This window comes from Nocardia sp. NPDC049707 (genome assembly GCF_040674855.1).
In the GTDB taxonomy this organism is placed as follows: Bacteria; Actinomycetota; Actinomycetes; order Mycobacteriales; family Mycobacteriaceae; genus Nocardia.
Genome location: NZ_JBFANN010000045.1, coordinates 12,682 through 37,864 on the forward strand (window position 1 = coordinate 12,682; position 25,183 = coordinate 37,864).

Genomic DNA, 25,183 nt, shown 5'->3' on the forward strand with positions numbered 1-25,183 from the left:
CCGCACAGCCTGGTGTTACCGTGCCAGCCGTGACGACTTCGGACAGTGCGAGCACGCGCGGGTCGGTTACACGGTTGACCGCGCGCACGTGGTTGGCCCCGATCGCGGTACTGACGTTGTTCATGGCGCTGCTCGGCACGATGTATCTGGATTACGTCGTCGATCCGGAAAAGAACCTGCACGACTTCCCGATCGCGGTGGTGAACCAGGACGTCGGCGATACCGTCGGCGGGCGCCAAGTGAATTTCGGCACACAGATCACCGATGGGCTGCGGCAGGGCATTCCGGCGGACAAGGTCGATCTCCAGGTGCTCGGCATCAACGAGGCCCAACTGAAGATGCAGTCCGGCGCGGTCTACGGCACGATCCTCATCCCCAGCGATTTCAGCAAACGCCTCGGCATTCTCGGGGTCGGCAGTGTGGTGCCGGGTGAAATTCAGCGCCCGACGCTGACACTGCAGACGAATCCCCGCAGTGGCGCGTTCGTCACCGAGATCGTCACCACCATCGGCACCCGGGCGCTGACCCAGGTGAACGAGCAGGTCGGTAAGCAGCTGACCGATCAGGTGCACGCGCAGTTGACGCCGCCGGGCGGCGGGACCGCGCCCGAGTTGACGGGTGCGACGCGGGTGGCGCTCGCGGATCCGGTGCACATCGTCACCTCGCAGTTCCGTCCGCTGCCATCCGGCACCGGACAGGGCTTGACGGCGTTCTTCTACGCGCTGCTACTCCTGCTCGCCGGACTGGTCGGCTCGATGACCATCCACACCATGATCGATGCCGCACTCGGTTTCGTGCCCACCGAATACGGGCCGTGGTACGTGCACTTCCCGCCCACTCCGATCTCACGGTTCAATACGTTGCTGATCAAATGGGGTGTCATGGTGATCACCGCGAATATCGGCGCGGGCGTATTCCTCGGTGTGGCGAAGCTGCTCGATATGCCGATCGACCATCCGCTCACGTTGTTCCTCTTCAGTGCACTGGCCATCATGGCGGTCGGAATCACCGGATTGTCCGTGCTCGCGGCGCTCGGTTCGGCGGGGCTGCTGATCAATCTGATCCTGTTCATCATTCTCGGGCTGCCCTCCTCGGGGGGCACCGTGCCGATCGAGGCGACGCCGAAGTATCTGGGCTGGCTGGCGAAATTCGAGCCGATGCACCAGGTGTTCGTCGGTGTGCGCGCCATTCTCTACTTCAACGCGAACTACCAGGCGGGGTTGGCGCGCGGGGTGTGGATGTCGGTGCTCGGGCTCACGATCGGACTGGTGCTCGGCACCTGGATCACCCGGTACTACGACTACCGGGGCCTGCATCGGCGCGATCTGTCCCACGGCTGAGGCGGGCCGCGACCGGATTCGTGGCGTGCACCAAGATGGTGGTGTGAATTCGTGGATCGAACACGCGCGCTATCTGGCCGATGAGATATTCGCACCCCAGGCCGACACGGTCGACCGCACCGGCGAGATACCCGCGACCCATTTCGATCTGCTCGCCGAATACGGCTTCTACGGCGCAACCTTGGCCGACGATATGGATATCGCCACCTTCACCCAGGCCGGTGAGATCCTGGTGACCGGATGTCTGACGACCACCTTCGTCTGGGCACAGCATCTCGGGGTCGCTCGGCGGGTCGCCACCTCACCGAATATCGAACTGCGCGACCGACTTACCGAGGATCTGCGGCACGGACGGGTGCGGGCCGGGGTGAGCTATGCGGGCGCGAACGACCAGCCCGGCTTGATCGCGCGCCGCGGTGACGGTGGGTACGTGCTCGATGGCACCGCACCGTTCGTCACCGGGTGGGGTCTGGTGGACATCATCGGCGTGATGGCACGGGATGCCGACGACGAGGGTTCGTTGATCAGCGTGCTGGTGCCCGCCGAACCGGGTCCCGCACTGCATGCGACCCCGCTCCCACTCATCGCCGCCGATGCCAGCAAGACCGTATCGCTCACCTTCGACGGCGTCCAGGTGCCCGATTCCGCTGTGGAGAACCGGATTTCGCTGCGCAACTTCCACGCCACCTTCGTGCTGGCCGCCTGGCGCAACGGTGCGCTCGCCCTCGGCATCGTGCGGCGCTGCCTCAGCGAACTGACCCGCTTCGGCATCGACACCACCGCCCTGGCCGCCGAATCCGCGTGCATCCGAACCGCACTCGACGACTCGCTCACCGGCCAGTCCGATGTCTACCTGGCTCGTGCCCGCGCCGCAGAACTCGCGGTCCGCGCGGCCACCACCCTGGTGACAGCTACCGGTAGCGCGGCCGTCACCCGCGGCAATGTCGCCGAACGCTCCCTCCGCGAGGCGACGTTCACCGTGGTCTTCGGCTCGCGCCCCGCCATCAGAGCAGCCCTGCTCGACTGCCTCACCCAACCGGACCGTGTGGTTATCTGACCTATTGGTCTAGCCGACGCTCGCACCCGCGTCATCGGATTCGGATTGTTCGCCCAGGCGCATCGCGTAGACGCGATCCAGGAAGTCGCGGTGCGCGCGCAATGTGGAGTCGAGTAATTCGCGCCAGGTTCTGCGATCGACACGGTCGTCGCTGACCAGTGAGGACAGTGCGGCGGGCCGCAGCTTATCGATGTGGTCGACGATGAAGGTGAGTCGACGGCGTGGGAACTGCTCACCGATGCGCGGATTCTCATTGAGGAAGGTGTCGAGCGCGTAGAGGTAGTTGATGGCGCGGTTGTACTCCTCATCGGTGAGGTGATAGTCCATCCGCTTGATTTCGACGATCCATAGCTCGCCCGCATCGTGCAGGAGTACGAAATCCGGCTCCCGCTTCTCGCTGCCGATCGCGGTGGTGACCAGGGCCGTGCCGAATTTCTGCTTGTACCACCGTTCGAAGCTGGCACGGACCCGCTGCAACGATTCGTTCATGCCGAGTGGTGTCCACTCGGGAGCGAGCAGCCAGGGCGCCCGCTCGATCAATTCCTGGAAGGGACGCTCGAGTGAGCGGCGGTCGTCGACGAGGCGCTGCAGTCGATCGACCACGGCCACCCGCTCGGAGGCGATCTGGCCGAGCGAATACACCTCGGCGACCCGCGCCGTTTCGAACATCGCGACAACGACATCGAGCCGGTTATCGGTGTCCTCGGCGACGTCCTTCAGCGTTTCCAGCAGGCTGCGCTGCGGGCCGAGCGAAAGGGCCAGGCGCACAATGCTGTCGATATGGGCCGGATCCTCGAGCGCGGCGCGATCCTTGTTGTTCACCAGGATCCGGGCGGCATCCATGACAGACTTGCGGAACATCCGATCCTGCGGCGCGATTGTCTGCAGGGTTGCCAGAATGCCGGATTTCTCGACGAACTCCTCCCACACTCGGCGCTTGACCGAACTTTCCCCCAGCTGCCCGAGTTCGCGTACAAGATTGCGGCCCCAAGCCGAAAGCGCCTCACCGCGTTCGGAATTCCAGATGATGTCCTGCCGGTCCGAGCGGACCAGATCTTCCTCGTCGTCCAACCAGTTCACATGCACCGCGCCGACCAAGTAGGAACGCAACTTGAATTCGCCGGTGAAGCCCGCCGGAATGCCGAAATCGCGGGTCTGTGCGGCCAGTTTGCCGCGCGCGTAGATCCGTACTCCGGCCATGGCCTCGTCGCGATAGGGCTGTTTGGAATAGGCCGCCCAACCGGTCACCGGCAGGAAGCGGTCGCCGATCCACACCGGCCGCTTCGCGACATCGATCCTGGTCTCCTCCATCACATCGACGGGTAGATCGCGCAGGACGAACTTCTGCGGCGCGCCGCGCCCGGCAATGCTGTTGCGGACCTCCACCTGCCAGTCGGCGCGCTCCAGGCCGAAGCGTGCGGCCAGTTGCCGACTCAGTTCGGGACCGGAACCGACGCGCTTGCGCAGAAAGTCGCGCAGGATGACCGTGGTGCCGCGCTCGGTGCTGAATGTGCCGTCCTGCGGTCCAGGGCGCGGGTGGTAGTCGCGTTCGGTGTCGGAGAGCATTTCGTCCAGATTCATCACGATATTCGCCATCGGCCAGCCCTTTTCGGTGCGCTCGGCATCGGCACCGCCGACCGAGATCACCTCGATGGTCCGGCAGATACCGAATGGCGCGAGTTTGCCGATGCCCTTGCGCCCCATGACCGGTCGTTCCAGCCGCCGCGACAAATCGGTGCCGACCCGCACCCGGCGATCCGAGCCGACCATCAGATAGTGGATGTTGATTTCCGTCGACGTCATACCATGTCCGTTGTCGCGCACCACAATTCGATATGGCTCGTGTTCAGCGGCGTGGATGGTGCCCGCGAGCGTCACACCCCATGGCAGCGAAACCTCGACCTTGGTGGCATCGGCGTCGTAGGAGTTGGCAATGAGTTCGGCGAGCACCGCGGAGACGCGGTCGTAGAGCCGAATGCCGAGCTTATCGATCGTCAGGCGGCTGATTCGCATGGTGTACTTGTGCGAATGGTCGCCGTGATCGGTGATCGCGTTGTCCATGGTGGCCCCCATTTACCCGAGCGGTTAGCTGTGCGTCCGCCAGAGCCAATCCTCGTCCGCTCGGTTGTCGAGGGCCTGAACTTCCGACCACCAGTTCATAACGGGCAGTACGGTTCTCGCGGCTACCCGATCACGATCGTTATTCCGTGGTCGCGCGGGCGATGGGGAGCAAATGGGCGACTTCGGCGGCTCGGCTGCCGGAGGCGGACACGGTGCCGTTCGCCACCGCGGCGTCGAAGTCGAGGAGGCCGGTGGCGAGTAGGAGCCAGGTGTGCGGGTCGGTTTCGACGACATTCGGCGGTGTGCCCCTGGTGTGCCGTGGGCCCTCGATGCACTGGACCGCCACGAACGGTGGGACGCGGACCTCGACGGAGTGGCCGGGTGCGGCGGCGGCGAGCGTGCGGGCGGTGGTGCGGACCGCGGCGGCGAGTTCGGGCCGGGTGGGTGCGGGCATCGAATCGTCGCGCAGCCAGGCACTGACTGCCGCGACCGCCGCTCGTAGTTCCGCTGGATCCACCTTTGCTCGTCCCGCCATGATGCCGAGACTACTGCCGGGCTCCGACAGTGCCGATGCGGCGGCTGTCGCGCATTGGGTCGGCGGTGAATCAGTGTGACGCGAGGCAGGGTTGTCCGCCGCGCTATCGACCAGCCGCTGTGTGAAAGCGGCTGGAGCCGGAGCGGTTCGGCGGCAGGATGCTCGGCGGGAGCCGGTCAGCTGCTCGACGAACGAGCCGCGGCGAAGTGCGGCGCGAGTGCACCACCAGCGTTCAGCGCGAAGTGCAGCAGCGCGGGGGCGGTGGCGCTGTCCGTGCGGCGGCGCAGCACGTCGAACACGAGGCCACCGGCCGCGGTCGCGGCAATCGTCGCGGGAACGCTGTCGCCCGCCGCGCGGGCGGGATGGATATGCCAGAGGCCGAAGATGGCCGCTCCGAGCAACGCACCGCCGCGTGGTCCGAACACGTTGTCCAGCAACGGGTTCAGTGTCGCGCGGAAGACGAGTTCCTCGCTGTAGACGGTGCCGATCGGGATATGTACCGCGACCCACTCGTCGAGCGGGACGTCAGGGGCACGCTCGGCGAAGCCGCCGAGGCGATCACGTAGCGCCGGAACGGCGACGGCCGCACCATAACCGGCGGCGACCACGCCCGCCGAGGCGAGGCCGTAACCGAGACCCCGCGCGGACAGCCAGTTCGGTCGGCCACGAAATACCAGTGCGTAGCCGGTCGCGAATCCGGCAATGGCAGCGGTGCGGTCGCGCAGATCCAGCCGCAAGCGCGGCAGCACCCAATTGCTCCATGCCAATGGGATACCAATGGCAACAACGGTTTTCGCGACCCGGCCGAAAAATGTCATTTGATCTCGCGCTCGTAGTCTTCGGCGGCCTCGAGTTGCGCCCGGATCTTGTCGGACTGTTCCACGGTCCAATCCGGCGGTGCCGCAACAGCGATCCAGCCGTCCAGTACCAGACTGCCGTACCGATGCCCGTGCCCGTCGGCGACGCCCTGCGCATTGGACAGGTCACAGGTCACCTGCCAGAAGGTGACGAACGGCCACCAGCGCATCTGCGAGGACACATCGGAGCCGCGTGGTTCGGACAGCCAATCCGGTTGGGAGAAGATCAGATCCGAGGACCACCAGACAATCGGGTCGGAAGCGTGCTGGAGATAGGCGATGCGCGGGGCACGCCATTCGGTCGTCGGGCGCGCGAGATCGGCACTGTCGGAGGCGAACCGGACCACCAAACCGTCGGCGTACACCGGTTGGACCTCGCGTGATCCGGGATCGCGGCGCGAAACGAACTGCTCCCACAGTCGATTCGAATTCGGCGGCCCGACCCACAGTGCGCCGTCGACCTTCGAGCGCAGATCCGCGAGCCCGTCGAAGGCCGCCTCCGAGCCCTGCGAGCCCAGACTCTCGCCGTATACGAACAACTTCGGCCGCGCCTCCGTCGGCCGCGCCGACCAATGCCGGTACACCGCGTCGAACAGCTGCTTGCCCGCATCCGATGCCTTGCCGCGGTCCGCGAGGAAGGACAACACGCTGGGCAGATAGGAATACTGCGAGGCCACGATGGCGGTATCGCCGCCGTACATGTACTCGATGGCACCGGCTGCCATGGAATTCACCCATCCGGTACCGGTCGTGGTGACCACCACCAGCACCTTCCGGTCGAAGGCACCGGTGCGCTCCAGCTCGGAGACCGCGAGCTCGGAACGCGATACACCGCTCGGCGGCGACTCCAGACCCACATACGCCCGAATCGGCTCCCGCGCGGGCTTACCGGTGATCGAGGTGATCCGGGCCGCCGAGGGACCGTGCGAAACGAACCAGCGGCCCTCGAATCCGAGCGAATCCCATTTCGCCAGCGAGGCCGGACTGCCCGAGCGTTCGGATTGCTGCGGCTGGACCGCATTCGGCGACGTGTGGTCGTTCTGCACACTGAACGCGGAGTTGGCCACCGCGAAGAACGCGCGCGAGGCGACGCCGTTGAACAGCGTGACGGTCAACACCACCAGGACCAGGAATCCGGCCGAAGGCGCCAGCTCGCGCGGCACCCGGACCCAGCGGTTGAGCTGGCGGGCCAGGAACCGAATGATCTCGCGCAGTGTCCGATACACCGCGACCACCCCGGTGCCGACGGCGATACTGAGCAAGCCCGTGCGCAGATACGCGGGGGTGGTGGTGCCCTCCATGCCCATCAGCGCAGTGATCTCGCGCTGCCAGCGGGCCGACTGCACCAGCATGAAGGCCGCGGTGACGGCGGCGGTGAACAGGATCGCCGATTTCACCGCATAGCGCACCCAGGTCGGCGGCGGCGCGATCCGATCGCGCAGCAGCTCGGCCAGCCGTGGCCGGATCCGGAGCCGGAACAGCCACTCCAGCAGGCAGCCGAGGCCATAGCCGAGCGCGGCATTGATGCCGCTGATCAGGCCCTGGAACAGCCAGTCGCGCGGTACCAGCGACGGTGTCACCGAGAGTGCGAAGAATATCGTCGCGAAAACCAGCCCGACATAGTTCAGATCGATGATGTCCTCGACGCGCCGCACCACCACGACGCCGCGCGCACGCAGCTTCATCAGGGTGGTCGCGGTTTCGAGCATCGGTCAGCGGGACGGCGCGATGGCCGGGTCGTCGGCGGGATCGGGCACGGGCGGCGACGCCAACGGGTCCGTAACGATCTTCACCCGACCAGTATGCGGGTCCACGACCATGCGGCGCGGAACTACCCAACCGGTCAACCGGAATCGGCGAGCATCAGCCGCCGCTCGGACAAGGCGTGGGCTTTATTTCAGCTGGTGCTCGCGGGCCGAGGAGATCGCCAGATAGTTCCGGATCCGATCCGCCAGATCGGCCGACCAATCCGGCGGCTGCGCGATCGCGGCCCACGCATCCAGCACCAGATTGCCGTAGTTGTGCCCGTGACCATCGCTGACGCTCTGCGCATTCGGCAGATCCGCGGCGACCTGCCAGAACGTCACGATCGGATACCACGCCATGCGCGAGGACACATCGGGACCGCGCGGTTCGCGCAGCCAATCCGGTTCGCTGAACAGCAGATCCGGCGACCACCAGATCACCGGATCGGAAGCGTGCTGCAGATAGGCGATGCGCGGCGGCAGCCAGTTGTCCCCAGCCTTCCACAGGTCGGCGCGGTTGTCGCCGAAGCGCACCACCAGTCCGTCGGCATAGATGGGCAAGATCTCCGGCGTGCCCGGATCGCGACGGGCCGTGAATTCACTCCACAGCCGGTTGGAATTGGGCGGTCCGACCCACAGCACGCCATCGGTCTTCGATCGAAGGTCGGCCAGGCCGTTGAATGCACCTTCGGAACCCTGGGAGCCCAGGCTCTCGCCGTAGACGAGCAGCTTCGGCCGCGCCCCCGCCGGCCGCGCCGACCAATGCTGATAAACCTTGTCGAAGACCAGCTTTCCCATCCGGGTGGCCTTGTCCTTATCGGAAAGGAACGACAACACACTCGGCAGATAGGAGTACTGTGTCGCGGCGATCGCGGTATCGCCGTCGTACATCAACTCGATGGATTCGGCGCTGGACGAATCCACCCAGCCGGTGCCCGTCGTCGTCACAACCACCAGCACCTTGCGCTCGAATGCGCCGGTACGCTCCAACTCCGCCGCAACCAAGTCGGCCTGTGCCTCGGGCCCGTCGGCGGATTCCAATCCGGCGTAGACCCGAATCGGTTCACGCGCGGGCTTCCCGGTGACCTGGCTGATATCGGCCGCGGTCGGCGCGAAGGAGACGAACCAGCGGCCCTCGGAACCGAGGGTGTCCCAGGCCGCCAACGAGTTCGGACTGCCGGAGCGCTCCGGCACCTGCGGCTGCACGGCATTCGGTGAGGTGTGGCTGTTGCGCACACTGAACGCCGAATTCGCCACATCGAAAAAGACCTTGGCGAGCACGCCGTTGAACAGCAGCACCGCCGCGACCACCACCACGAGCACGCCGGTCGGAACCGCCAGCTGAAGCGGAAAGTGCGCGCGCCTGATCAGCTCGAATGCGATCGAACGAACAAGCCGCCGCAGTATCCGGAATACCGCGATGACGATCGCGCCGACCAGTGCGCTCAGTGCGCCGGTGCGCAGGAATCCGGAGGTCGTCGTGGGTTCCATGCCCATGAGCGCGGTGATTTCACGCTGCCAGCGGGCCGATTCGACCAGCAGGAAAACGGCGACACCGAGACAGGCCAGCACGACTGTGGTCTTGACCGCACCGGAGAGCCACTTCGGCCGTTTCGCCCACACCCGCGTGACCCGGGGCGGCAACTGAGCGACTTTGCGGCGCAACGGCTTGCGCAACCACTTGCGATACGCCCATTCGAACAGGCAGCCGACACCGTAACCGATGGCCGCATTGATCCCGCTGACCAGTCCCTCGAACAGCCAATCCCGGGGCAGCAGTGAGGGTGTCAGGGACCAGCCGAAGAACACCGTGGCCACGATCAGGCCGACATAATTCGGATGGAAGAAACGTTCGACGGCGCCGACTGTCTTGCCGACGCCGTCACGTAGGGCTACCGAGACTGCATGAGCCTCCGGCGCGCTCAAATGGTGCTGGCTCCGAACAACTTCGGCAGCGTGCCCTCATGCGCCGCGCGCAGATCGTCCAACGTAATCGAGAACTGGCCCTGCACCTCGACGGAATCCGACCCCTGATCGACCACACCGATACGCACCCAGGGCAAGTCGCGCGCGGTGCACATCTTGGTGAAGCGGGTCTCCTCCGAGCGCGGCACCGCGACGAGCACCCGGCCCGCCGATTCGGCGAACAACTGCACGAATGGATCCGAACCCTCGGGCAGCAGAATGCGGCAACCGGTTTCCCCGGCCAGCGCGGCCTCGACCACGGTCTGGATCAGACCGCCCTCGGAAAGGTCGTGCGCCGCACTGATCATGCCGTCGCGCGAACCCGCGGTCAGCACCTCGGCGAGCAGCTGCTCGCGGGCGAAGTCGACCTTGGGCGGCACGCCGCCGAGATGGTCGTGCGCGACCTGCGACCAGATCGAGCCGCCGAATTCGTCGGCGGTCTCGCCGAGCAGGATCAGCGTCTCGCCCGGCTCCAGGCCGAGTCCAGTCGGGATGCGCCGGTGCACATCGTCGATGACACCGAGCACGCCGACCACCGGAGTCGGCAGAATGGCGTCCTGACCGGTCTGGTTGTAGAAGCTGACATTGCCGCCGGTGACCGGAATGCCGAGGGCCACACAGCCGTCCGCCAGGCCGCGGACCGCCTGCTGGAACTGCCACATGACGCCCGGGTCCTCGGGGGAACCGAAGTTGAGGCAGTTGGTGACGGCCTTCGGCGTCGCACCGGTGGTGGCCACATTGCGGTAGGCCTCGGCCAGCGCGAGCTGCGCGCCGGTGTAGGGGTCGAGCTTGGTGTAGCGGCCCGACGCATCGGTGGCCAGCGCGATGCCGCGACCGGACTCCTCATCGATCCGGATGACACCCGCGTCGGCATGTTCGGCGAGCACGGTATTGCCGCGGACGTAGCGGTCGTACTGCTCGGTGATCCACCGACGGCTGCACAGCTGCGGGCTGGCGACCATCTGCAGCACGGTGGCGCGCAGTTCGTCCGAAGTCTTCGGGCGGGGCAGCGTGTCCGGGGTGTCGGCGATGAGCGCGTCCTGGAAATCCGGCCGCTGCACCGGGCGCTCGTATACCGGGCCCTGATGTGCGACGGTGCGCGGCGGCACATCGACAACGGTCTCGCCGTGCCAGCTGATCACCAACCGGTCGCCCTCGGTGACCTCACCGATGACCGTTGCCAGCACATCCCACTTGTGGCATACGGCCATGAACGCCTCGACGTTCTCCGGCGTGACCACCGCGCACATGCGCTCCTGCGATTCGCTGGAGAGCACCTCGGCCGGGGTCATCCCCTTCGCGCGCAGCGGCACCTTGGTCAGGTCGATATGCATGCCGCCGTCGCCTGCGGCCGCGAGTTCGGATGTGGCACAGGACAATCCGGCGCCGCCGAGGTCCTGGATGCCGACCACGAGTTTAGCCGCGTACAGCTCGAGACAGCATTCGATGAGCACCTTCTCGGCGAACGGGTCGCCGACCTGCACGCTCGGCAGCTTCTTGCGGCCGGTGCCCGATTCGTCACCAGAGAAGGTGTCCGACGCGAGCACCGAAACGCCGCCGATGCCGTCGAGGCCGGTGCGCGCGCCGAACAGAACGATCTTGTTGCCCGCGCCGGAGGCGAAGGCCAGATGCAGATCCTCGACCCGCATGACACCCGCGCACAGCGCGTTGACCAGCGGATTTCCTTGGTAGGAGGCATCGAAGACGGTTTCGCCGCCGACATTCGGCAGGCCGAGCGAATTGCCGTAGCCGCCGACACCGCGCACCACACCGTCGACGACACGCCGGGTATCCGGTGCGTCCGCCGCACCGAAGCGCAGCTGATCCATCACCGCGATGGGCCGCGCGCCCATGGCCATGATGTCACGCACGATGCCGCCGACGCCGGTGGCCGCACCCTGATACGGCTCCACGTAGGAGGGGTGGTTGTGGCTTTCCACCTTGAAGGTGACCGCCCAGCCGTCGCCGATATCGACGACGCCCGCGTTCTCACCGATGCCGGCGAGCATCGCGGACTTCATCTCGTCGGTAGTGGTCTCGCCGAAGTAGCGCAGATGCACCTTCGAGGACTTGTACGAGCAGTGCTCGCTCCACATCACCGAGTACATCGCCAATTCGGCATCGGTCGGCCGACGGCCGAGGATCTCCTTGATCCGCGCGTACTCGTCGTCCTTGAGACCGAGCTCCTTGTACGGCTGCGGGGCATCGGGAGTTGCTGCGGCTGCGCTGACGGTGTCGACCTGCGGAGTCACGGAGTACCAGGGTCCTTTCGGGCCGGAGCGCGAAGCTGAGGATTCGCCATGAAGTTTAGCCGTGACCCTGGATGGACAGCCGATCGCATCGACCGGTCCTCCCGATTTCGGGCGCGGATGCCTCGGGTCGACAGGCATCGCGCGAGTTCGCAGCCGCTACGCTTTGGCCGTGAACGATCGATCGGGGGTTGCGGATCCGGCCGAGCAGCCCGTCACCACGCAGCACACTCGGCCCGCCGCCGGCTCGGATATCTCGCCGCGATTCTCATTGTCGAACCCGCAGGTGCGCTGGCTACTGATCGCCGTGGCGCTGTTCGCCGTGTCGGCCATTGTCTCGCTCGTGGTGCACTGGTGGAACGGCTATATCGATCTCCAGGTCTATCGCAACGGTGCGCGGGTCTGGCTCGACGACGGCGAGTTGTACGGACCGATGCCTCCGGTCGAGGGGATCGGCCTGCCGTTCACCTATCCCCCGCTGGCCGCCCTGTTCTTCGCACCGCTCGCGTTGATGCCGCTGCCGCTGGCCGAGGTACTGGTCACTGCCACCTCGGTGCTCAGCCTCGGTATCACGCTGTGGCTGGTGCTCGTGCGACTGCGCCCGACCCTCGAGCGGCAGACCATGCTCGCGCTGGTCATCGGCGTGGTCGCGGTGGCGCAGATGTCCGAACCGATCCGGCAGACCTTCGGCTTCGGTCAGATCAATCTGGTACTGATGGCCGCGATCACCATGGATTGCCTTGTCCGCAAACCGGTCTGGCCGCGCGGCATGCTCATCGGCATCGCGGTCTCGGTGAAATTGATTCCGGCCGGATATCTGCTGTACTTCCTGCTACGTCGGGATTGGAAGGCGGCTGGCACGCTGATCGTCTCCGCGATCGTCGCGGTCGGACTCGGATTCCTGCTGTTCCCCAGCGATTCGGTCGAATACTGGTTCCACACCCTGGCCGATACCGGTCGCATCGGCCCGCCGTATTTCGCGGGCAATCAGTCGATCAAGGGCATGGCCTTCCGTCTCGGCGTCTCCGATTCGCTGGCCACGCTGATCTGGATCACGCTGTCGCTCATCGCGATCGCCCTCGCCGCGGTGTGGATGCACCGGCTGATCACGGCCGGCCAGCAGGTTTGCGCGCTGCTGGTGAATGCGGCCGCAGTACTGCTGGTGTCGCCGGTTTCCTGGTCGCACCACTGGGTTTGGATCGCACCGGCCATTCTGGTCGCCGCCGACCTCATCGCCCGCGGCACCCGCAATCGCTGGTTCATCGGCACCGTCGCCGCCGGCACCGTGCTGTTCATGGTCGGCCCCCAATGGCTCCTGCCGCATTCGAAGGATCTGGAACTCGGCTGGGCCTGGTGGCAGCAGCTCATCGGCAGCAGCTACGTGCTCGTCACCCTGGCGGTATTCGTGGTCGCCGTCGTCACCTACCGCCCGACCGAAGCCGCGGTGCCCGAAAAGACCAGCGCCACAGCCTGATCGACAACCTCACCTACCGGTCCAGCGGTGCCGGGGTCAGGAAAGCAGCCAGCGCGGCCGCGTAGGCCGAAACATCTTCCGCGCCCATGATTTCGCGCGCCGAATGCATAGCCAGCTGCGCGGCACCGACATCGACGGTCGGCATGCCGGTGCGGGCGGCGGTCATCGGGCCGATGGTGGAGCCGCAAGGCAGATCGGCGCGGTGCACGTAGCGCTGCAAGGGCACCTCCGCTTGGGCGCAGGCCAGGGCGAAGGCACCCGCACCCGCCGCATCCGTCGCGTAGCGGAGATTCTGGTTGACCTTGAGCACCGGGCCGCCATTGACCTCGATGCGGTGGGCGGGCTCGTGCCGGTCCGGGTAGTTGGGATGCGTCGCATGCGCCATATCGCCCGAGGCACACACGGATCCGGCCGATGCGGCCAGGTATTCGGCGCGACCGCCGCCGCGCGAGAGCACGATGCGCTCGAGCACCGTCGGCAGCAGATCGGACTGCGCGCCGCGATCGGACTGACTGCCGACCTCCTCGTGATCGAACATCGCCAGCACCGGAATGGCCGCACCGGGTTCGGCGATCGCCGCGAGGAAGGCGTGCAGTCCCGCGTAGCAGGTGCCCTGATTGTCCAGGCGCGGCGCGCTCACCAGATCGCGGTCTCGGCCCACCAACCGGCTCGGTGCCAGATCATGGGTCATCAGCTCCCAGCCGAGCACGGCCTGCGGATCGACCTCGGCGTATTCGGCGACGAAATCGAGGAACGAGCGCGGCTGCGCACCCAGGCCCCAGATCGCATTGACGTGCCGCTGCGGATCCAGCGTGACACCGCGGCGATCCTCCGAAAGGTGGATGGCCAACTGTGGCACGCGCAGAATCGGTTCATCGATCCGAATCAGCTGGTCGCGCACCGCATTTCCGTCGCGCACACTGAGCCGTCCGGAGATGCCGAGCTCCCGGTCCAGCCATGAATTCAGCCAGGCTCCGCCGTAGGGCTCCAACCCGACCAACTGCCAGCCCGCCGTGGCCAGATCCGGATACTGCTTCACCCGCAGGTTCGGACTGTCGGTGTGCGCACCGACCACCCGGAACGGCGTCACCCCCGCGGAATCGGCCGTCGCCCACGCGACAAGGGAGCCGCCGCGCACGACGTAATGGCGGCTCGGCCCATCCGAGGGCCACGGCGCCGACTCCGCGAGCGGGGTGAAGCCGTGGGCGTCCAGTTCCCGCGCGACCGTCCGGCACACATGGAACGGCGACGGTGAATCGTCGATGAAGGCGCACAACCCGGCGGCCGTGGCAGCGGTAGTGGATACGGGCATGCCTGTGATCCTAGGCAGACGTCTGACGAGCCCGGGATCCGATCGGCTCGATCTCGATCAGATCCCGCGCCTGCTTCGGCGCCTCGAGCGGATCATTGATCCAGGCTCGGCAAGAACGCGAACATGGCGTGCGCCGCTGGGCTTTCATCGGCCACGTACTCTCGGGAACCGCCGGGTGTTTCGAGTTGAACGGCCCCGATCGCGTGCCGCACGATTCCCCAGAAACCAGGCCCAGCAGCACGGCTATATCGCGCTGGCCCACGACGTCGATTTCGACATCATGCCCAGATCACTCGAGGTGACTTACCAGACACGGTGACCACCACGGAGCAAGTCTTACGAGCGACGTTCGCGGCCCGTCTCGCGTCCGAGTGGCCGAAGCGCATGCGACGAAGTCGCGAGTCTCGGCCGCTCGGACGCGAGACAGCAGGGGGCCGCGAACACGCCGCGCCGAAGGCGCGGCAAATCCTACACAGTGTCGAGTACCGAGAGGAACAAGCCGAGGCCGTCGTCGCTCGGACCGGTCAGCGGCTCGGTGGCGTGTTCCGGATGCGGCATCAGGCCCACAATTCGGCCATCGGCCGAGGAAATGCCCGCGATATCGCGCTGAGAGCCGTTCGGATTGTCGCCCGCGTAGCGGAAGACCACCCGGCCCTCGCCCTCGAGTTCGTCGAGCACCTGCTCGGACGCCTGGTAGCGGCCCTCGGCGTTCTTGACCGGGATGAGAATCTGGGCACCGGGCTCGAAGCGCGAGGTCCATGCGGTATTCGCGGTTTCGACGCGCAGCCATTCGTCACGGCAGACGAAATGCAGACCCTCGTTGCGGGTCAGCGCACCGGGCAGCAGCCCCGCCTCGCACAGCACCTGGAAACCGTTGCAGATACCCAGGATCGGCAGGCCGCGCCCCGCGGCCTTGACGACCTCACCCATCACCGGGGCGAATCGGGCGATGGCACCGGCGCGCAGGTAGTCACCGTAGGAGAAGCCGCCGGGCACGACCACCGCGTCGACCTGCTTCAGATCGGCATCGGCGTGCCACAGGCTGACCGCCTCGGCGCCCGCCAGCTTGACCGCCCGAGCTGCGTCGACATCATCGAGCGTGCCGGGAAAGGTGATGACCCCGATGCGTGCGGTCATGACTGCGCCTCGCTGGCGCTGGGCTCCGGCAGGCCCGCAATGGCGGCTGTGTTTTCGATTCGCTCGGCTGTGTCCACTGTTCGCTCGCTACGCTCGCTCATGCCGAAACCCGCACGACCTTCCAGTCCTCGATCACGGTGTTGGCGAGCAGCGCCTCGGCGATTTGTTCGAGCTCCGCGTCGCTGACACTGTCGTCGACATCGAGTTCGAATCGCTTGCCCTGCCGCACATCCGACACTCCGGCGAATCCCAGGCGCGGGAGCGCGCCGGCGATGGCCTGACCCTGCGGATCCAGGATCTCGGCCTTCGGCATCACCTCGACCACGACTCGTGCCACGCGTTGCTCCTCAGGTGGTGTTGGGGTTACCTGAGCAGCGTAGTTGTCCGGGTTGTCCGAGCTACGGTCGGGGTCGAGTCAAATAGCATGGCCCCATGCGCATAGCCCACTTCGGCCACTCCTGCATCCTCGTCGAATTGCACGGCAAGAAGGTGCTATTCGATCCGGGCACTTTTTCGCATGGCTTCGAGGGCCTGACCGGCCTGGACGCCATCGCCGTGACCCATCAGCATCCCGACCATATCGATCCGAACCGGATCGAGGCGCTGCTCGACAACAACCCGAACGCGCGCCTGTTCAGCGATCCACAGACCGCGCAGCAGCGCGGCGAACCGTGGGAGGCAGTGCATGCGGGCAATGTGATCACCCTCGGCGCACTCCAGATCACCGGAGGCGGCGGCAGGCATGCGGTGATCCACCCGGAGATCCCGGTGATCGATAACACCGTCTTCCAACTCGGCACCCCGGACGACCCGGCCGAACTCGTGCACCCCGGCGACTCGCTCTGGGTGCCACCGGTGCCGGTGGGCGTCCTCGCCATCCCGGCCTCGGCACCGTGGATGCGGATCAGCGAGGCCGTCGACTACCTGCGCGCGGTCGCCCCCCGCACCGCCTTCCCCATCCACTTCGGCATCATCCAACCCGAAGCGCAGGGCATCTACTTCGGACGCCTCGCCGAAATGGGCCCCGCCGGTACCGAATTCACCGTCATCGCCCCTGAAGACCACCGCGACCTCTAACCCCTGGCCTGCTCACCACGTATCGATGGCGGCAAATGCCGAGAGAATCCGCCACAGATACCTGGTGGATCGGGCGTCCAACCCGCTCAGCGGCCCTGTTCGGCGTAGGTGGCGAGGAACAGGGCCTCGGCGAGGGCCATGTGTTCGATTTCGGTGGGGTCGACACTCTCGTTGGGCGCGTGGATGAGGCATTTGGGTTCTTCGACGCCCAACAGCATGATCTCGGCATCCGGATAGGTGTCCGCGAAGACATTGCACAGCGGGATCGAGCCGCCCTGGCCCTGGGTGGTCGTGGCGCGGCCGTAAGCGGCGGTGAGCGCGGCCTCCATGGCGGTGCGCGCGGGGCCGCCGCTGGCCGACCGGAACGGCGCGCCGGCGCCTTCGGTTTCTACGGTGAGTTCGGCGCGCCACGGCGTGTGCGCCCGCAGGTGTGCGGTCAGCAGTTCCAGCGCCTCGCCCGCATCGGTACCCGGTGGAATGCGCAGGTTGAGCCGGGCTCGGGCAGCGGGCTGGATGGCCGCCGATGAGCCGACGACCTTCGGTGCGTCGATGCCTAGCACCGTCAAAGCCGGTCGCGCCCAGAGCATATCGGCGACCGTGCCGTCACCGGCGAGTTCGACACCGCCGAGCACGCCTGCATCGGCGCGGAATTGGTCCGTCGAGTACTGCACACCGGTCCAGCGCTGATCGTTGGGCAGACCGGCCACCGTGGTGTTGCCGTGTTCATCGTGCAAGGAGGCGAGCAGATGAACGAGCGCTGTGAGCGCATCGGGGGCGGGACCGCCGAACATGCCGGAATGCATTGCTCCGGCAAGGGTTTCGATGGTGACGATAACGTTCACATTGCCGCGCAGGGTCTCGGTCAAGGTCGGCATCCCGATCGCGAAATTGCCGCAGTCGCCGATCAGAATCGCATCCGCGCGCAACAACTCGGGGTTGGCCGCGACGAACTGTTCGAGTCCACCCGTGCCCTGCTCTTCGGAACCCTCCGCGACCAGCGTGACCCCGAGCGGCAGCTCCGCGCCCAGGGCTCGCAGCGCGGTCAGGTGCATCACGATATTGCCCTTGCAGTCGGCACTGCCGCGCCCGTACCAGCGGCCGTCCTTCTCGGTGAGCTCCCAGACCGGGGTGCGCCAGGCATCGTCGTCGAGCGGCGGCTGCACGTCGTAGTGACAGTAGAGCAATACCGTCGGCGCACCGTTCGGCGCGGGACGCGAGGCGATGACGGCCTTACTGCCATCGGGAGTTTCGTGCAGACCTACCTTGGTCAGACCGGCCCCGGCGAATGCGTCTGCCACCCACTGCGCGGTCCGATCGCACTCCTCCGGCGGGAACTGCCGGGGATCGGCCACCGATTTGAACGAAACCAGTTGGGTGAGGTCGATTTTCGCCTGCGGCATCAGCGCAGCCACCCGCTGGCGCAGCGCCGCGACGCGGGGGTCGTCGTTCATCTGCGAAACCTCGTTCATCGTCTGGTCCGCTCCTCTTGCACATTGTCGTTTCGATCCAGCACACAGCGGCGGCCGGCCGCGCGCCGCCCGCCCACTCTGGCATGAACCGCTCGATGCATACCGGGAAACCAGCCGACCGATCGGTCTGTGTCGTCCGGCTCGGAACACCGAAAATCCGGGCGCCGCTATGCCAAGCTGATAGGCGCTGGTTGCCGCTGTTTCGCAATTATCACGCGATCCATCTTCGGAGGCGGTTCGATGACAGAAGAACTAGAGCCCGACGACCTATTCGTCCTGCCGGGCCTGCGCCGGTCGGCACCGAAGGCCCGATTTCCGATAAACGAGTTGATTCCGCAGGTCGCCTACGAGATCGTGCACGACGAGCTGATGCTCGACGGCGTCTCCCGGATGAATCTCGCGACCTTCTGCACCACCTGGGTGGATGACCAGGCGCGCAGGCTGATGAACGAATCCATGGACAAAAACATCGTCGACAAGGACGAATATCCGCAGACCGCCGAATTGGAGCGACGCTGCGTGCGGATGGTCGCCGATCTGTGGCATGCGCCGATTCCAGCCGCCACACACGGCACCTCCACCACCGGATCCAGTGAGGCCGCGATGCTCGGCGGTCTGGCCGCCAAATTCCGTTGGCGCAAGCGTGGCGGCACCGGGACACCGAATTTCGTCTGCGGCCCGGTGCAGGTGTGTTGGGAAAAGTTCGCACGCTATTTCGATGTGGAGATACGCCGGATTCCGCTGCGCGGGGACCGGCTGACCATGCATCCCGACGATGTATCCGCCTACTGCGACGAGAACACCATCATGGTGGTGCCGACCTTCGGGCAGACCTACACCGGCCTGTTCGAAGATGTCGACGGGATAAGCCGGGCATTGGATCGGCTGCAGGAAGTCAGCGGCCTGGATATCCCCATCCATGTCGACGCCGCCAGCGGCGGATTCCTCGCGCCGTTCACGGCACCGAATCTGATCTGGGATTTCCGGTTGTCGCGGGTCAAGTCGATCAATGCCTCCGGCCACAAGACCGGACTCGCGCCACTCGGCGCGGGCTGGGCGATCTGGCGCGAGGCCGCCGATCTGCCCGAGGAGCTGATCTTCAATGTGGATTATCTCGGCGGCAGCATGGCCACCTTCAATCTCAACTTCTCCCGCCCCGGCGGGCAGGTGATCACCTCGTACTACGAATTCATCCGGCTGGGCCACACCGGATACACCCGCCTGCAGTCCCAGCTCTACCACGTCGCCCAGCATTTGGCCGATGGCCTGCTGAAACTCGGTCCGTTCGAGATGGTCCACCGCGGCGATCCGCATCGGGGCATCGCGGCGGTGTCGTGGCGACTCACCGAGGATGTCGGATTCAACCTGTACGAACTGTCGGATCGGCTACGGACCAGGGGCTGGCTGATCGCCGCGTATCCGCTGCCCGCCGACCGCGAGCACGAGACGATCATGCGCGCGCTGGTCCGGCACGGGTTCACCATCGATATGGCCGATCTACTGCTCGCCGATATCGCGCGCGGTATGGAGCAACTCGCGAAGCATCCACAGACCGAACCGCTCACCCAAGCCGAAGCGGGCGGCTTCACGCACAATGCGACCGCGGCCGTACCGAGCGCGAAGGCCAAACCCGTCCGGTCGAGCACCGAATAGCGCTGGCGGAGTACCGATTACGCCGCGCGCCGCCGCCCGGTTACGCCATTTCGGGCGGCGGCGCCTCGTGCGGCGGCGCCGACCGCACCCCCTACACGGTTTCCAGCAGATTCGATCAGGCCGCCTTGACGGCGGTGAACGGCTCCCAGCGGTACACCTCGCTGGCCGCGTCGTGGAACAGCGCGAGATCGACCGCGTCGAGCATTGCCTGCCGAGGGCCGGAGCGGCCGAGCTGAGCGGCGGAGACGGCCAAGCGCAGCACACCACCGCGACGTGCGGTTTTGGCCGCACCGAGTACCAATGCGCGGCACCACCACGACTCGACGCGGAATCCCTCACCGATGCCGTAGACGCGCGCCTTCTGCGCGGTATTGCGCTCGAGATCGAGGATCGAGGTCAGCCCGAGCGCGAGCCGGAAACCGACCTCGGGCAGCGCCTCGATAGCGCCCGCCGACGCATCCCAGCGCGGGGCCGCGAACAGCCGGGTGCGCAGTTCCGCTTGCTCGAGCACCCGATCGGCCGCGGTCAGCCGCAGACGCGCCTCGTGCCGGGGCAGCGTGGCGAATTCGGCGCGACGCCGCTTGGTCGCCGCCTGGTCGTAACCGTGCAGCACGATCGCATCGCCGCGGGCCCGCCGACCACGCAGCCAGGACTGCGTCGCCGGGTCTTCCAGCAGCCGGTAGCCCCCCTGCAAACGGGGCGCGACCAGCAGCGAAAGTCGTACATCGCGTCGATCCATTTCGGCCGCGAATTCGATAGCCGCATCCCGCGTGGTGTCCCGGATCCCGGAAATCGACACGATCAGCTCAGCGTTCATGACCTTACGGTGCCAGCCGCAGATGTACTCGGCGTGCAGCGTGGATGACCCGCCGACGAACACTGCGTCACACCCGCGGCACACCTCCCCTAGGGTCTCCGGCGTGAAGGCAGCCCTGCTCAGGGTTCTGTTCGTTCCGTTACTCCTCATCGCACCGGTCACGGCGTTAGCCGATCCTGCCGACCCCCAGATCTTCAGCCAAGACGAAAAGTGCACCGCGACACAGGGTTTCGTCGACCAGGTGCGCAGCCGCACGCCGGATGCGACACCGGATCAGATCGCCGACGCCTACCTCGCGATCATGAACGCGAACGGCGCATATCAGGGGATCGAGCAATATCGCGACAGCGATCGCGAGACGTTCCTGGAGAACATGGTCGGGTATGCGCCGTAGGCGAGATAACCGGCGTCGCCGTCCACGATGATCGAGTCGCCGTCGCCGGCGACGTGCTCACCGAGGGACACCCGGTACGTGACGCCTGGATCGAGCAACCCGATCCCGTGGTGAACGCCTCAAACCATCCGGTCGGCTACAGCGACCTCCCCGAAGAAGCCGAATTCCGGGAACGACCCTGCGGGTGCGGGTGCGGCGAGATATCCACCCGGGATTTCCTGCCCGGCCACGACGTACGCGCCTTCCAAGACCGCGTCCGCCGGATGTTCGCCGGATCCGCGCTGGAATTCATCCGTTGGGTCGACCGAATGGGCGCCGAACACGGTCTTCCGCTCCTGGCTGTGCGCAATCCAGAGGCGCTGCGACCCGAGGAGCGTCCGGCCTCGTCATTGAAACCTACGATCAGCTGCTGAGCAAAACCATCGGCACCGGCACCGAGCCGGAGTACGAGGACACTTTCTAGCTGCTACTGCTGCGGGTCCGCATCCTCGCGCATCTGCTTCGTGCCTGTCACCGATGCTTTCCGGCAACTGCACTCTTGGTGTGGGTGCGGTGTGTAGCCTTGCCGTGCAACAGGTCTGAAGGGGAAAGCGTTTATGGATCCGTTCACGATGATTGTGACTGCGTTGCTGGCCGGTGCTGCTGCGGGTGGGCAGGAGGCGGCATCGGCTGCGGTGCGTGATGCGTACGGGGCGCTACGTCGCCGTATCAGCGGTGACGGCGCGGACGTGGAGATTACCGCGGCGCTGGAAGCGAACGAGTCCTGCGCCGGTGGTGATCGTGCTGTGGTGGAAGCAGCGGTGCGGCGTGCCCGAGTCGGTGACGACGTCGAGGGGCAGGTACTCGCTCAGCGTGTACTCGATGCGGTGCCGTCGAAACAGGTGTTCAACGATCTGCGGCATGCTCAAGGTGTGTATACCGGCGACGGAGGCACCGTCAATATCACCTTCCACAACAACACCTCCCAGTGACAATACGCCAGCTCAGCGGCGCAAGGTCCGCTTCTAGTGCGGTGTTACCTCGCCCGGCGGCGCCCGGGGTGAGGGCGGGTGGCCTGATATACATGCCGGTGAGCGCGGTGACGTGGTGGATCTAGACCGCACCGGTGCCGAGAGATCGGGGTATCGGGTCGGCGGTGGCGCCGGGTTCATCGATGCTCGATACAGCCAGGGTGTGATCGCCGGCGACGGCAACACCCAGAACGTCACCATCTACAACTACCGGGGAATGTCTCCTGATCGGCCTGCACCCGCGCCGTTGATCGGTGCCGGTGGCAGGGTCGAGTTCCCGTATCGGGGTTTGGGCTGGTTCGGGGAGCACGACGCGCCGTTGTTTTTCGGGCGTGATCCCGCGATCACCGATGTGCTGCACCAGCTCTGCGAGGTGTTTGCCGAGCCGAGGATTGTGGCGGTGGGCGGGGTGTCCGGTTCCGGGAAGTCCTCGCTGATGCGGGCCGGCGTGCTCCCCCGGATCCGCAGCGGCGCCGTGGACGGGCTACCGGGAGCGGATCGGTGGCCACCGTTCGTGGTATTCAGCCCGGGTAACTCACCTCTCGATGACCTGGCGGGCGCGACGGCCAGCGCGACCGGCATGGACGCGGCGACCCTGCGGCGGGAGTTGCGCCACGACCCCACCGGATTCGCGGCCACGGCCGCCCAGGCCACCACCGTGTCACCTGGGGCGCCACCCGATAGTGGGCGTCGGTTGCTGGTGGTAGTCGACCAGTTCGAACGGATCTTCACCCAGTGCACCGACCCGAGCCAGCGCGAAGGGTTCGTCGCTGCCCTGCATGCGGCAGCGACCACACCGCAGACCGAGACCGGGACACCGCCGGCGCTGGTGGTGTTGGTGGTGCGTTCCGATTTCGAGGCTCGCTGCGCCGAGCTCGAGGGATTGGCCGAGGCGATCCGGCATCGGTGCCTGCTCACCTCGATGACCGAACGCCAACTACGACTGGCGATCACCGAACCCGCCAAGACAGCCGGGGCCCGCGTCGAGGATGAGCTCACCGAACAGTTACTGCGCGAGGTTCGTGCCGCTACCCGCATCCCCTCGAACACCCCCGCCGCGGCATCAGGGGCGGGGGTGTTGCCGCTGGTCTCCGACGCCTTGGACCGGGCCTGGCGTCAACGGGCCGGAGACAGTCTCACTGCTGCCGACTACGACCGGGTCGGCGGGATCGATCGCGCGGTCGCCCGTAGTGCCCAGCGCACCTACGACGACCTCACTCCCGAGCGGCAGATGGTGGCACGCAAGGTGTTCACCCGACTCACGATCGCCGGTCCGGACGGCACCGATACCGCTGACCGCGCCCGCCGCAGCGATCTCACCACGACCGCGGAAGAGACCGCGGACGTGGAGACGGTGCTGGAGGCGTTCGCCGCCGAACGGCTGCTGACTCTAGGTGATGACAGCGTCGAGATCAGCCATGAAGTGCTGTTGGGTACGTGGCCGCTGCTCCGCGATGAATGGCTGGCCGACACCCGCGCCGACCGGGCCGTACGTACCCGCCTACGCAACGCGGCCGGCGTCTGGGACGAGCACGGACACGACAACTCCTACCTGTTCACCGGAAACGTCCTCGACACCACCACTGCCACCGCGGCCCGAATCGGTACCGAACCCGACCGCCATACTCCGCTGACCGACCTCGAACACCGATTCCTCACCGCCTCCACCCGCGCGGCCCGCCGCCGCGCCCGGCAACGGCGGGCCTTCACCGCGACGCTTGTGCTGCTCGTCGTCGCCTTGACTGTCGTGGCAGGCGTTGCCATACAACAAACCCGGAAATCGGATGAGCAACGCAGGATTGCGGTCGCCCAAAACCTGATCAGCAGAAGCCAACTCCTGTACACCACCGACCCCTACGGCTCCCGGGTCGCCGCTCTGGCCGCCTGGCGCATCCACGAAAGCGACGAAACTTTCCACGCGATCCGGAACGCCGCCAGCAATCCACGCACCGCAAAACTCACCGGCCACACCAACAGCGTCACCTCGGTGGCGTTCAGTCCCGACGGTCACATGCTGGCCACCGGCGGCTACGACGGCACCGTACGGCTGTGGGATCCGGTCACTCAGAAGCAGATCGGTGAACCCCTCACCGGCCCCACCAGCGGTCTCTTCTCGGTGGCGTTCAGTCCCGACGGTCACATGCTGGCCACCGGCGGCTTCGACGGCACCGTGCGGCTGTGGGATCCGGTCACTCGGCAGCAGATCGGTGAACCCCTCACCATCCACACCGACATCTCCTCGGTGACGTTCAGTCCCGACAGTCACACCCTGGCCACCAGCATCGGGGACGGCACCGTGCGGCTGTGGGACTTGGTCACTCGGCAGCAGATCGGTGAACCCCTCACCGGCCACACCGACCGCGTCTTCTCGGTGGCGTTCAGTCCCGACGGTCACACCCTGGCCACCGGCAGCGACGACAGCACCGTGCGACTGTGGGATCCGGTCACTCAGAAGCAGATCGGTGAACCCCTCACCGGCCACACCGACAGCGTCTCCGCGGTGGCGTTCAGTCCCGACGGTCACACCCTGGCCACCGGCAGCGACGACGACACCGTGCGGCTGTGGGATCCGGTCACTCGGCACTCGATCGGTGAACCCCTCACCGGCCACACCAGCGGCATCTTCTCGGTGGCGTTCAGTCGCGACGGTCACTCCCTGGCCACCGGCGGCCGCGACGGCACCGTGCGGCTGTGGGATCCGGTCACTCGGCACCCGATCGGTGAACCCCTCACCGGCCACGCCAACAGCGTTATCTCGGTGGCGTTCAGTCCCGACGGTCACACCCTGGCCACAGGCAGCTACGACAGCACCGTGCGGCTGTGGGATCCGGTCACCGGGCAGCAGATCGGTGACCCCCTCACCGTCCACACCGGCGTCGGATCGGTGGCGTTCAGTCCCGACGGTCACACCCTGGCCACCGGCAGCTACGACGGCACCGTGCGGCTGTGGGATCCGGTCACCGGGCAGCAGATCGGTGACCCCCTCACCGTCCACACCGGCGTCGGATCGGTGGCGTTCAGTCCCGACGGT

Annotated in this window: 20 protein-coding genes; 8 read left to right on the forward strand and 12 right to left on the reverse strand. The window is 66.3% G+C overall.

Going from position 1 to position 25,183, the window contains the following annotated elements; translation table 11 throughout:
* The first annotated feature begins 74 nt into the window (after positions 1–74).
* A complete protein-coding gene (locus AB0J29_RS29920) occupies positions 75–1,340 on the forward strand; it encodes an ABC transporter permease (RefSeq protein WP_364793570.1) in 1,266 nt (421 codons plus the stop codon).
* Between the two features lie 43 nt (positions 1,341–1,383).
* The gene (locus AB0J29_RS29925) at positions 1,384–2,397 is read left to right on the forward strand and encodes an acyl-CoA dehydrogenase family protein (protein ID WP_364793486.1); all 1,014 of its coding nucleotides are present in this window, start codon (positions 1,384–1,386) and stop codon (positions 2,395–2,397) included.
* A 9-nt stretch (positions 2,398–2,406) separates the two neighbouring features.
* On the opposite strand, the gene AB0J29_RS29930 is transcribed toward AB0J29_RS29925, so the two are convergent.
* The 6 genes from AB0J29_RS29930 to purL form a co-directional block, all read right to left on the reverse strand.
* Positions 2,407–4,458 carry an ATP-binding protein gene (locus tag AB0J29_RS29930; protein WP_364793488.1) on the reverse strand — a complete coding sequence of 684 codons (2,052 nt, stop codon included), beginning with the start codon at positions 4,456–4,458 and terminating at the stop codon, positions 2,407–2,409.
* A 139-nt stretch (positions 4,459–4,597) separates the two neighbouring features.
* On the reverse strand, positions 4,598–4,993 hold the full coding sequence (locus AB0J29_RS29935; protein ID WP_364793490.1) for a sterol carrier family protein: 396 nt from the start codon (positions 4,991–4,993) through the stop codon (positions 4,598–4,600).
* A 176-nt stretch (positions 4,994–5,169) separates the two neighbouring features.
* Positions 5,170–5,811 carry a CPBP family intramembrane glutamic endopeptidase gene (locus AB0J29_RS29940; RefSeq protein ID WP_364793492.1) on the reverse strand — a complete coding sequence of 214 codons (642 nt, stop codon included), beginning with the start codon at positions 5,809–5,811 and terminating at the stop codon, positions 5,170–5,172.
* On the reverse strand, positions 5,808–7,559 hold the full coding sequence (locus AB0J29_RS29945) for an alpha/beta-hydrolase family protein (RefSeq protein ID WP_364793494.1): 1,752 nt from the start codon (positions 7,557–7,559) through the stop codon (positions 5,808–5,810). Before AB0J29_RS29945 ends, AB0J29_RS29940 begins: the two co-directional genes overlap by 4 nt.
* A 183-nt stretch (positions 7,560–7,742) precedes the next feature.
* The gene (locus AB0J29_RS29950; protein WP_364793496.1) at positions 7,743–9,521 is read right to left on the reverse strand and encodes an alpha/beta-hydrolase family protein; all 1,779 of its coding nucleotides are present in this window, start codon (positions 9,519–9,521) and stop codon (positions 7,743–7,745) included.
* Complete coding sequence (gene purL / locus AB0J29_RS29955; protein ID WP_364793498.1) at positions 9,518–11,812, reverse strand: phosphoribosylformylglycinamidine synthase subunit PurL; 2,295 nt, start codon at positions 11,810–11,812, stop codon at positions 9,518–9,520. Before purL ends, AB0J29_RS29950 begins: the two co-directional genes overlap by 4 nt.
* A 169-nt stretch (positions 11,813–11,981) precedes the next feature.
* Between purL and AB0J29_RS29960 the strand changes: the two genes are divergently transcribed.
* Positions 11,982–13,283 (forward strand): glycosyltransferase 87 family protein, encoded by a 1,302-nt coding sequence (locus AB0J29_RS29960; RefSeq protein WP_364793500.1) that lies wholly within the window; start codon positions 11,982–11,984, stop codon positions 13,281–13,283.
* 13 nt (positions 13,284–13,296) lie between these two features.
* Here the strand turns inward: AB0J29_RS29960 and AB0J29_RS29965 are convergent, their stop codons facing one another.
* The 3 genes from AB0J29_RS29965 to purS form a co-directional block, all read right to left on the reverse strand.
* A complete protein-coding gene (locus AB0J29_RS29965; protein WP_364793502.1) occupies positions 13,297–14,595 on the reverse strand; it encodes a M18 family aminopeptidase in 1,299 nt (432 codons plus the stop codon).
* A 468-nt stretch (positions 14,596–15,063) separates the two neighbouring features.
* Entirely contained in the window at positions 15,064–15,732 is a 669-nt protein-coding gene (purQ, locus tag AB0J29_RS29970; RefSeq protein ID WP_364793504.1) for a phosphoribosylformylglycinamidine synthase subunit PurQ, read from the reverse strand.
* A gap of 97 nt (positions 15,733–15,829) precedes the next feature.
* The gene (gene purS, locus AB0J29_RS29975; protein WP_040686358.1) at positions 15,830–16,069 is read right to left on the reverse strand and encodes a phosphoribosylformylglycinamidine synthase subunit PurS; all 240 of its coding nucleotides are present in this window, start codon (positions 16,067–16,069) and stop codon (positions 15,830–15,832) included.
* A 95-nt stretch (positions 16,070–16,164) separates the two neighbouring features.
* On the opposite strand from purS, the gene AB0J29_RS29980 reads away from it, so the two are divergent.
* Entirely contained in the window at positions 16,165–16,809 is a 645-nt protein-coding gene (locus tag AB0J29_RS29980; protein ID WP_364793506.1) for an MBL fold metallo-hydrolase, read from the forward strand.
* Between the two features lie 86 nt (positions 16,810–16,895).
* On the opposite strand, the gene AB0J29_RS29985 is transcribed toward AB0J29_RS29980, so the two are convergent.
* On the reverse strand, positions 16,896–18,260 hold the full coding sequence (locus AB0J29_RS29985; protein ID WP_364793572.1) for a dipeptidase: 1,365 nt from the start codon (positions 18,258–18,260) through the stop codon (positions 16,896–16,898).
* A gap of 258 nt (positions 18,261–18,518) precedes the next feature.
* Between AB0J29_RS29985 and AB0J29_RS29990 the strand changes: the two genes are divergently transcribed.
* Positions 18,519–19,931 carry a glutamate decarboxylase gene (locus AB0J29_RS29990; RefSeq protein WP_364793508.1) on the forward strand — a complete coding sequence of 471 codons (1,413 nt, stop codon included), beginning with the start codon at positions 18,519–18,521 and terminating at the stop codon, positions 19,929–19,931.
* Positions 19,932–20,046: 115 nt separating this feature from the next.
* Here AB0J29_RS29990 and AB0J29_RS29995 read toward each other — a convergent pair whose 3' ends face one another.
* Positions 20,047–20,748, reverse strand: a complete 702-nt coding sequence (locus tag AB0J29_RS29995) for a DUF2334 domain-containing protein (RefSeq protein ID WP_364793510.1) — start codon at positions 20,746–20,748, stop codon at positions 20,047–20,049.
* Positions 20,749–20,851: 103 nt separating this feature from the next.
* Here AB0J29_RS29995 and AB0J29_RS30000 point away from each other — a divergent pair, with 103 nt between their 5' ends.
* Positions 20,852–21,142, forward strand: coding sequence for a hypothetical protein (locus AB0J29_RS30000; RefSeq protein ID WP_364793512.1), 291 nt, complete (start codon positions 20,852–20,854; stop codon positions 21,140–21,142).
* 119 nt (positions 21,143–21,261) lie between these two features.
* Here AB0J29_RS30000 and AB0J29_RS30005 read toward each other — a convergent pair whose 3' ends face one another.
* The gene (locus AB0J29_RS30005; protein ID WP_364793514.1) at positions 21,262–21,465 is read right to left on the reverse strand and encodes a hypothetical protein; all 204 of its coding nucleotides are present in this window, start codon (positions 21,463–21,465) and stop codon (positions 21,262–21,264) included.
* Between the two features lie 288 nt (positions 21,466–21,753).
* On the opposite strand from AB0J29_RS30005, the gene AB0J29_RS30010 reads away from it, so the two are divergent.
* Complete coding sequence (locus AB0J29_RS30010) at positions 21,754–22,113, forward strand: hypothetical protein (RefSeq protein WP_364793516.1); 360 nt, start codon at positions 21,754–21,756, stop codon at positions 22,111–22,113.
* Between the two features lie 115 nt (positions 22,114–22,228).
* On the forward strand, positions 22,229–25,183 hold a 2,955-nt coding region (locus AB0J29_RS30015), incomplete at its 3' end, for a hypothetical protein (protein ID WP_364793518.1).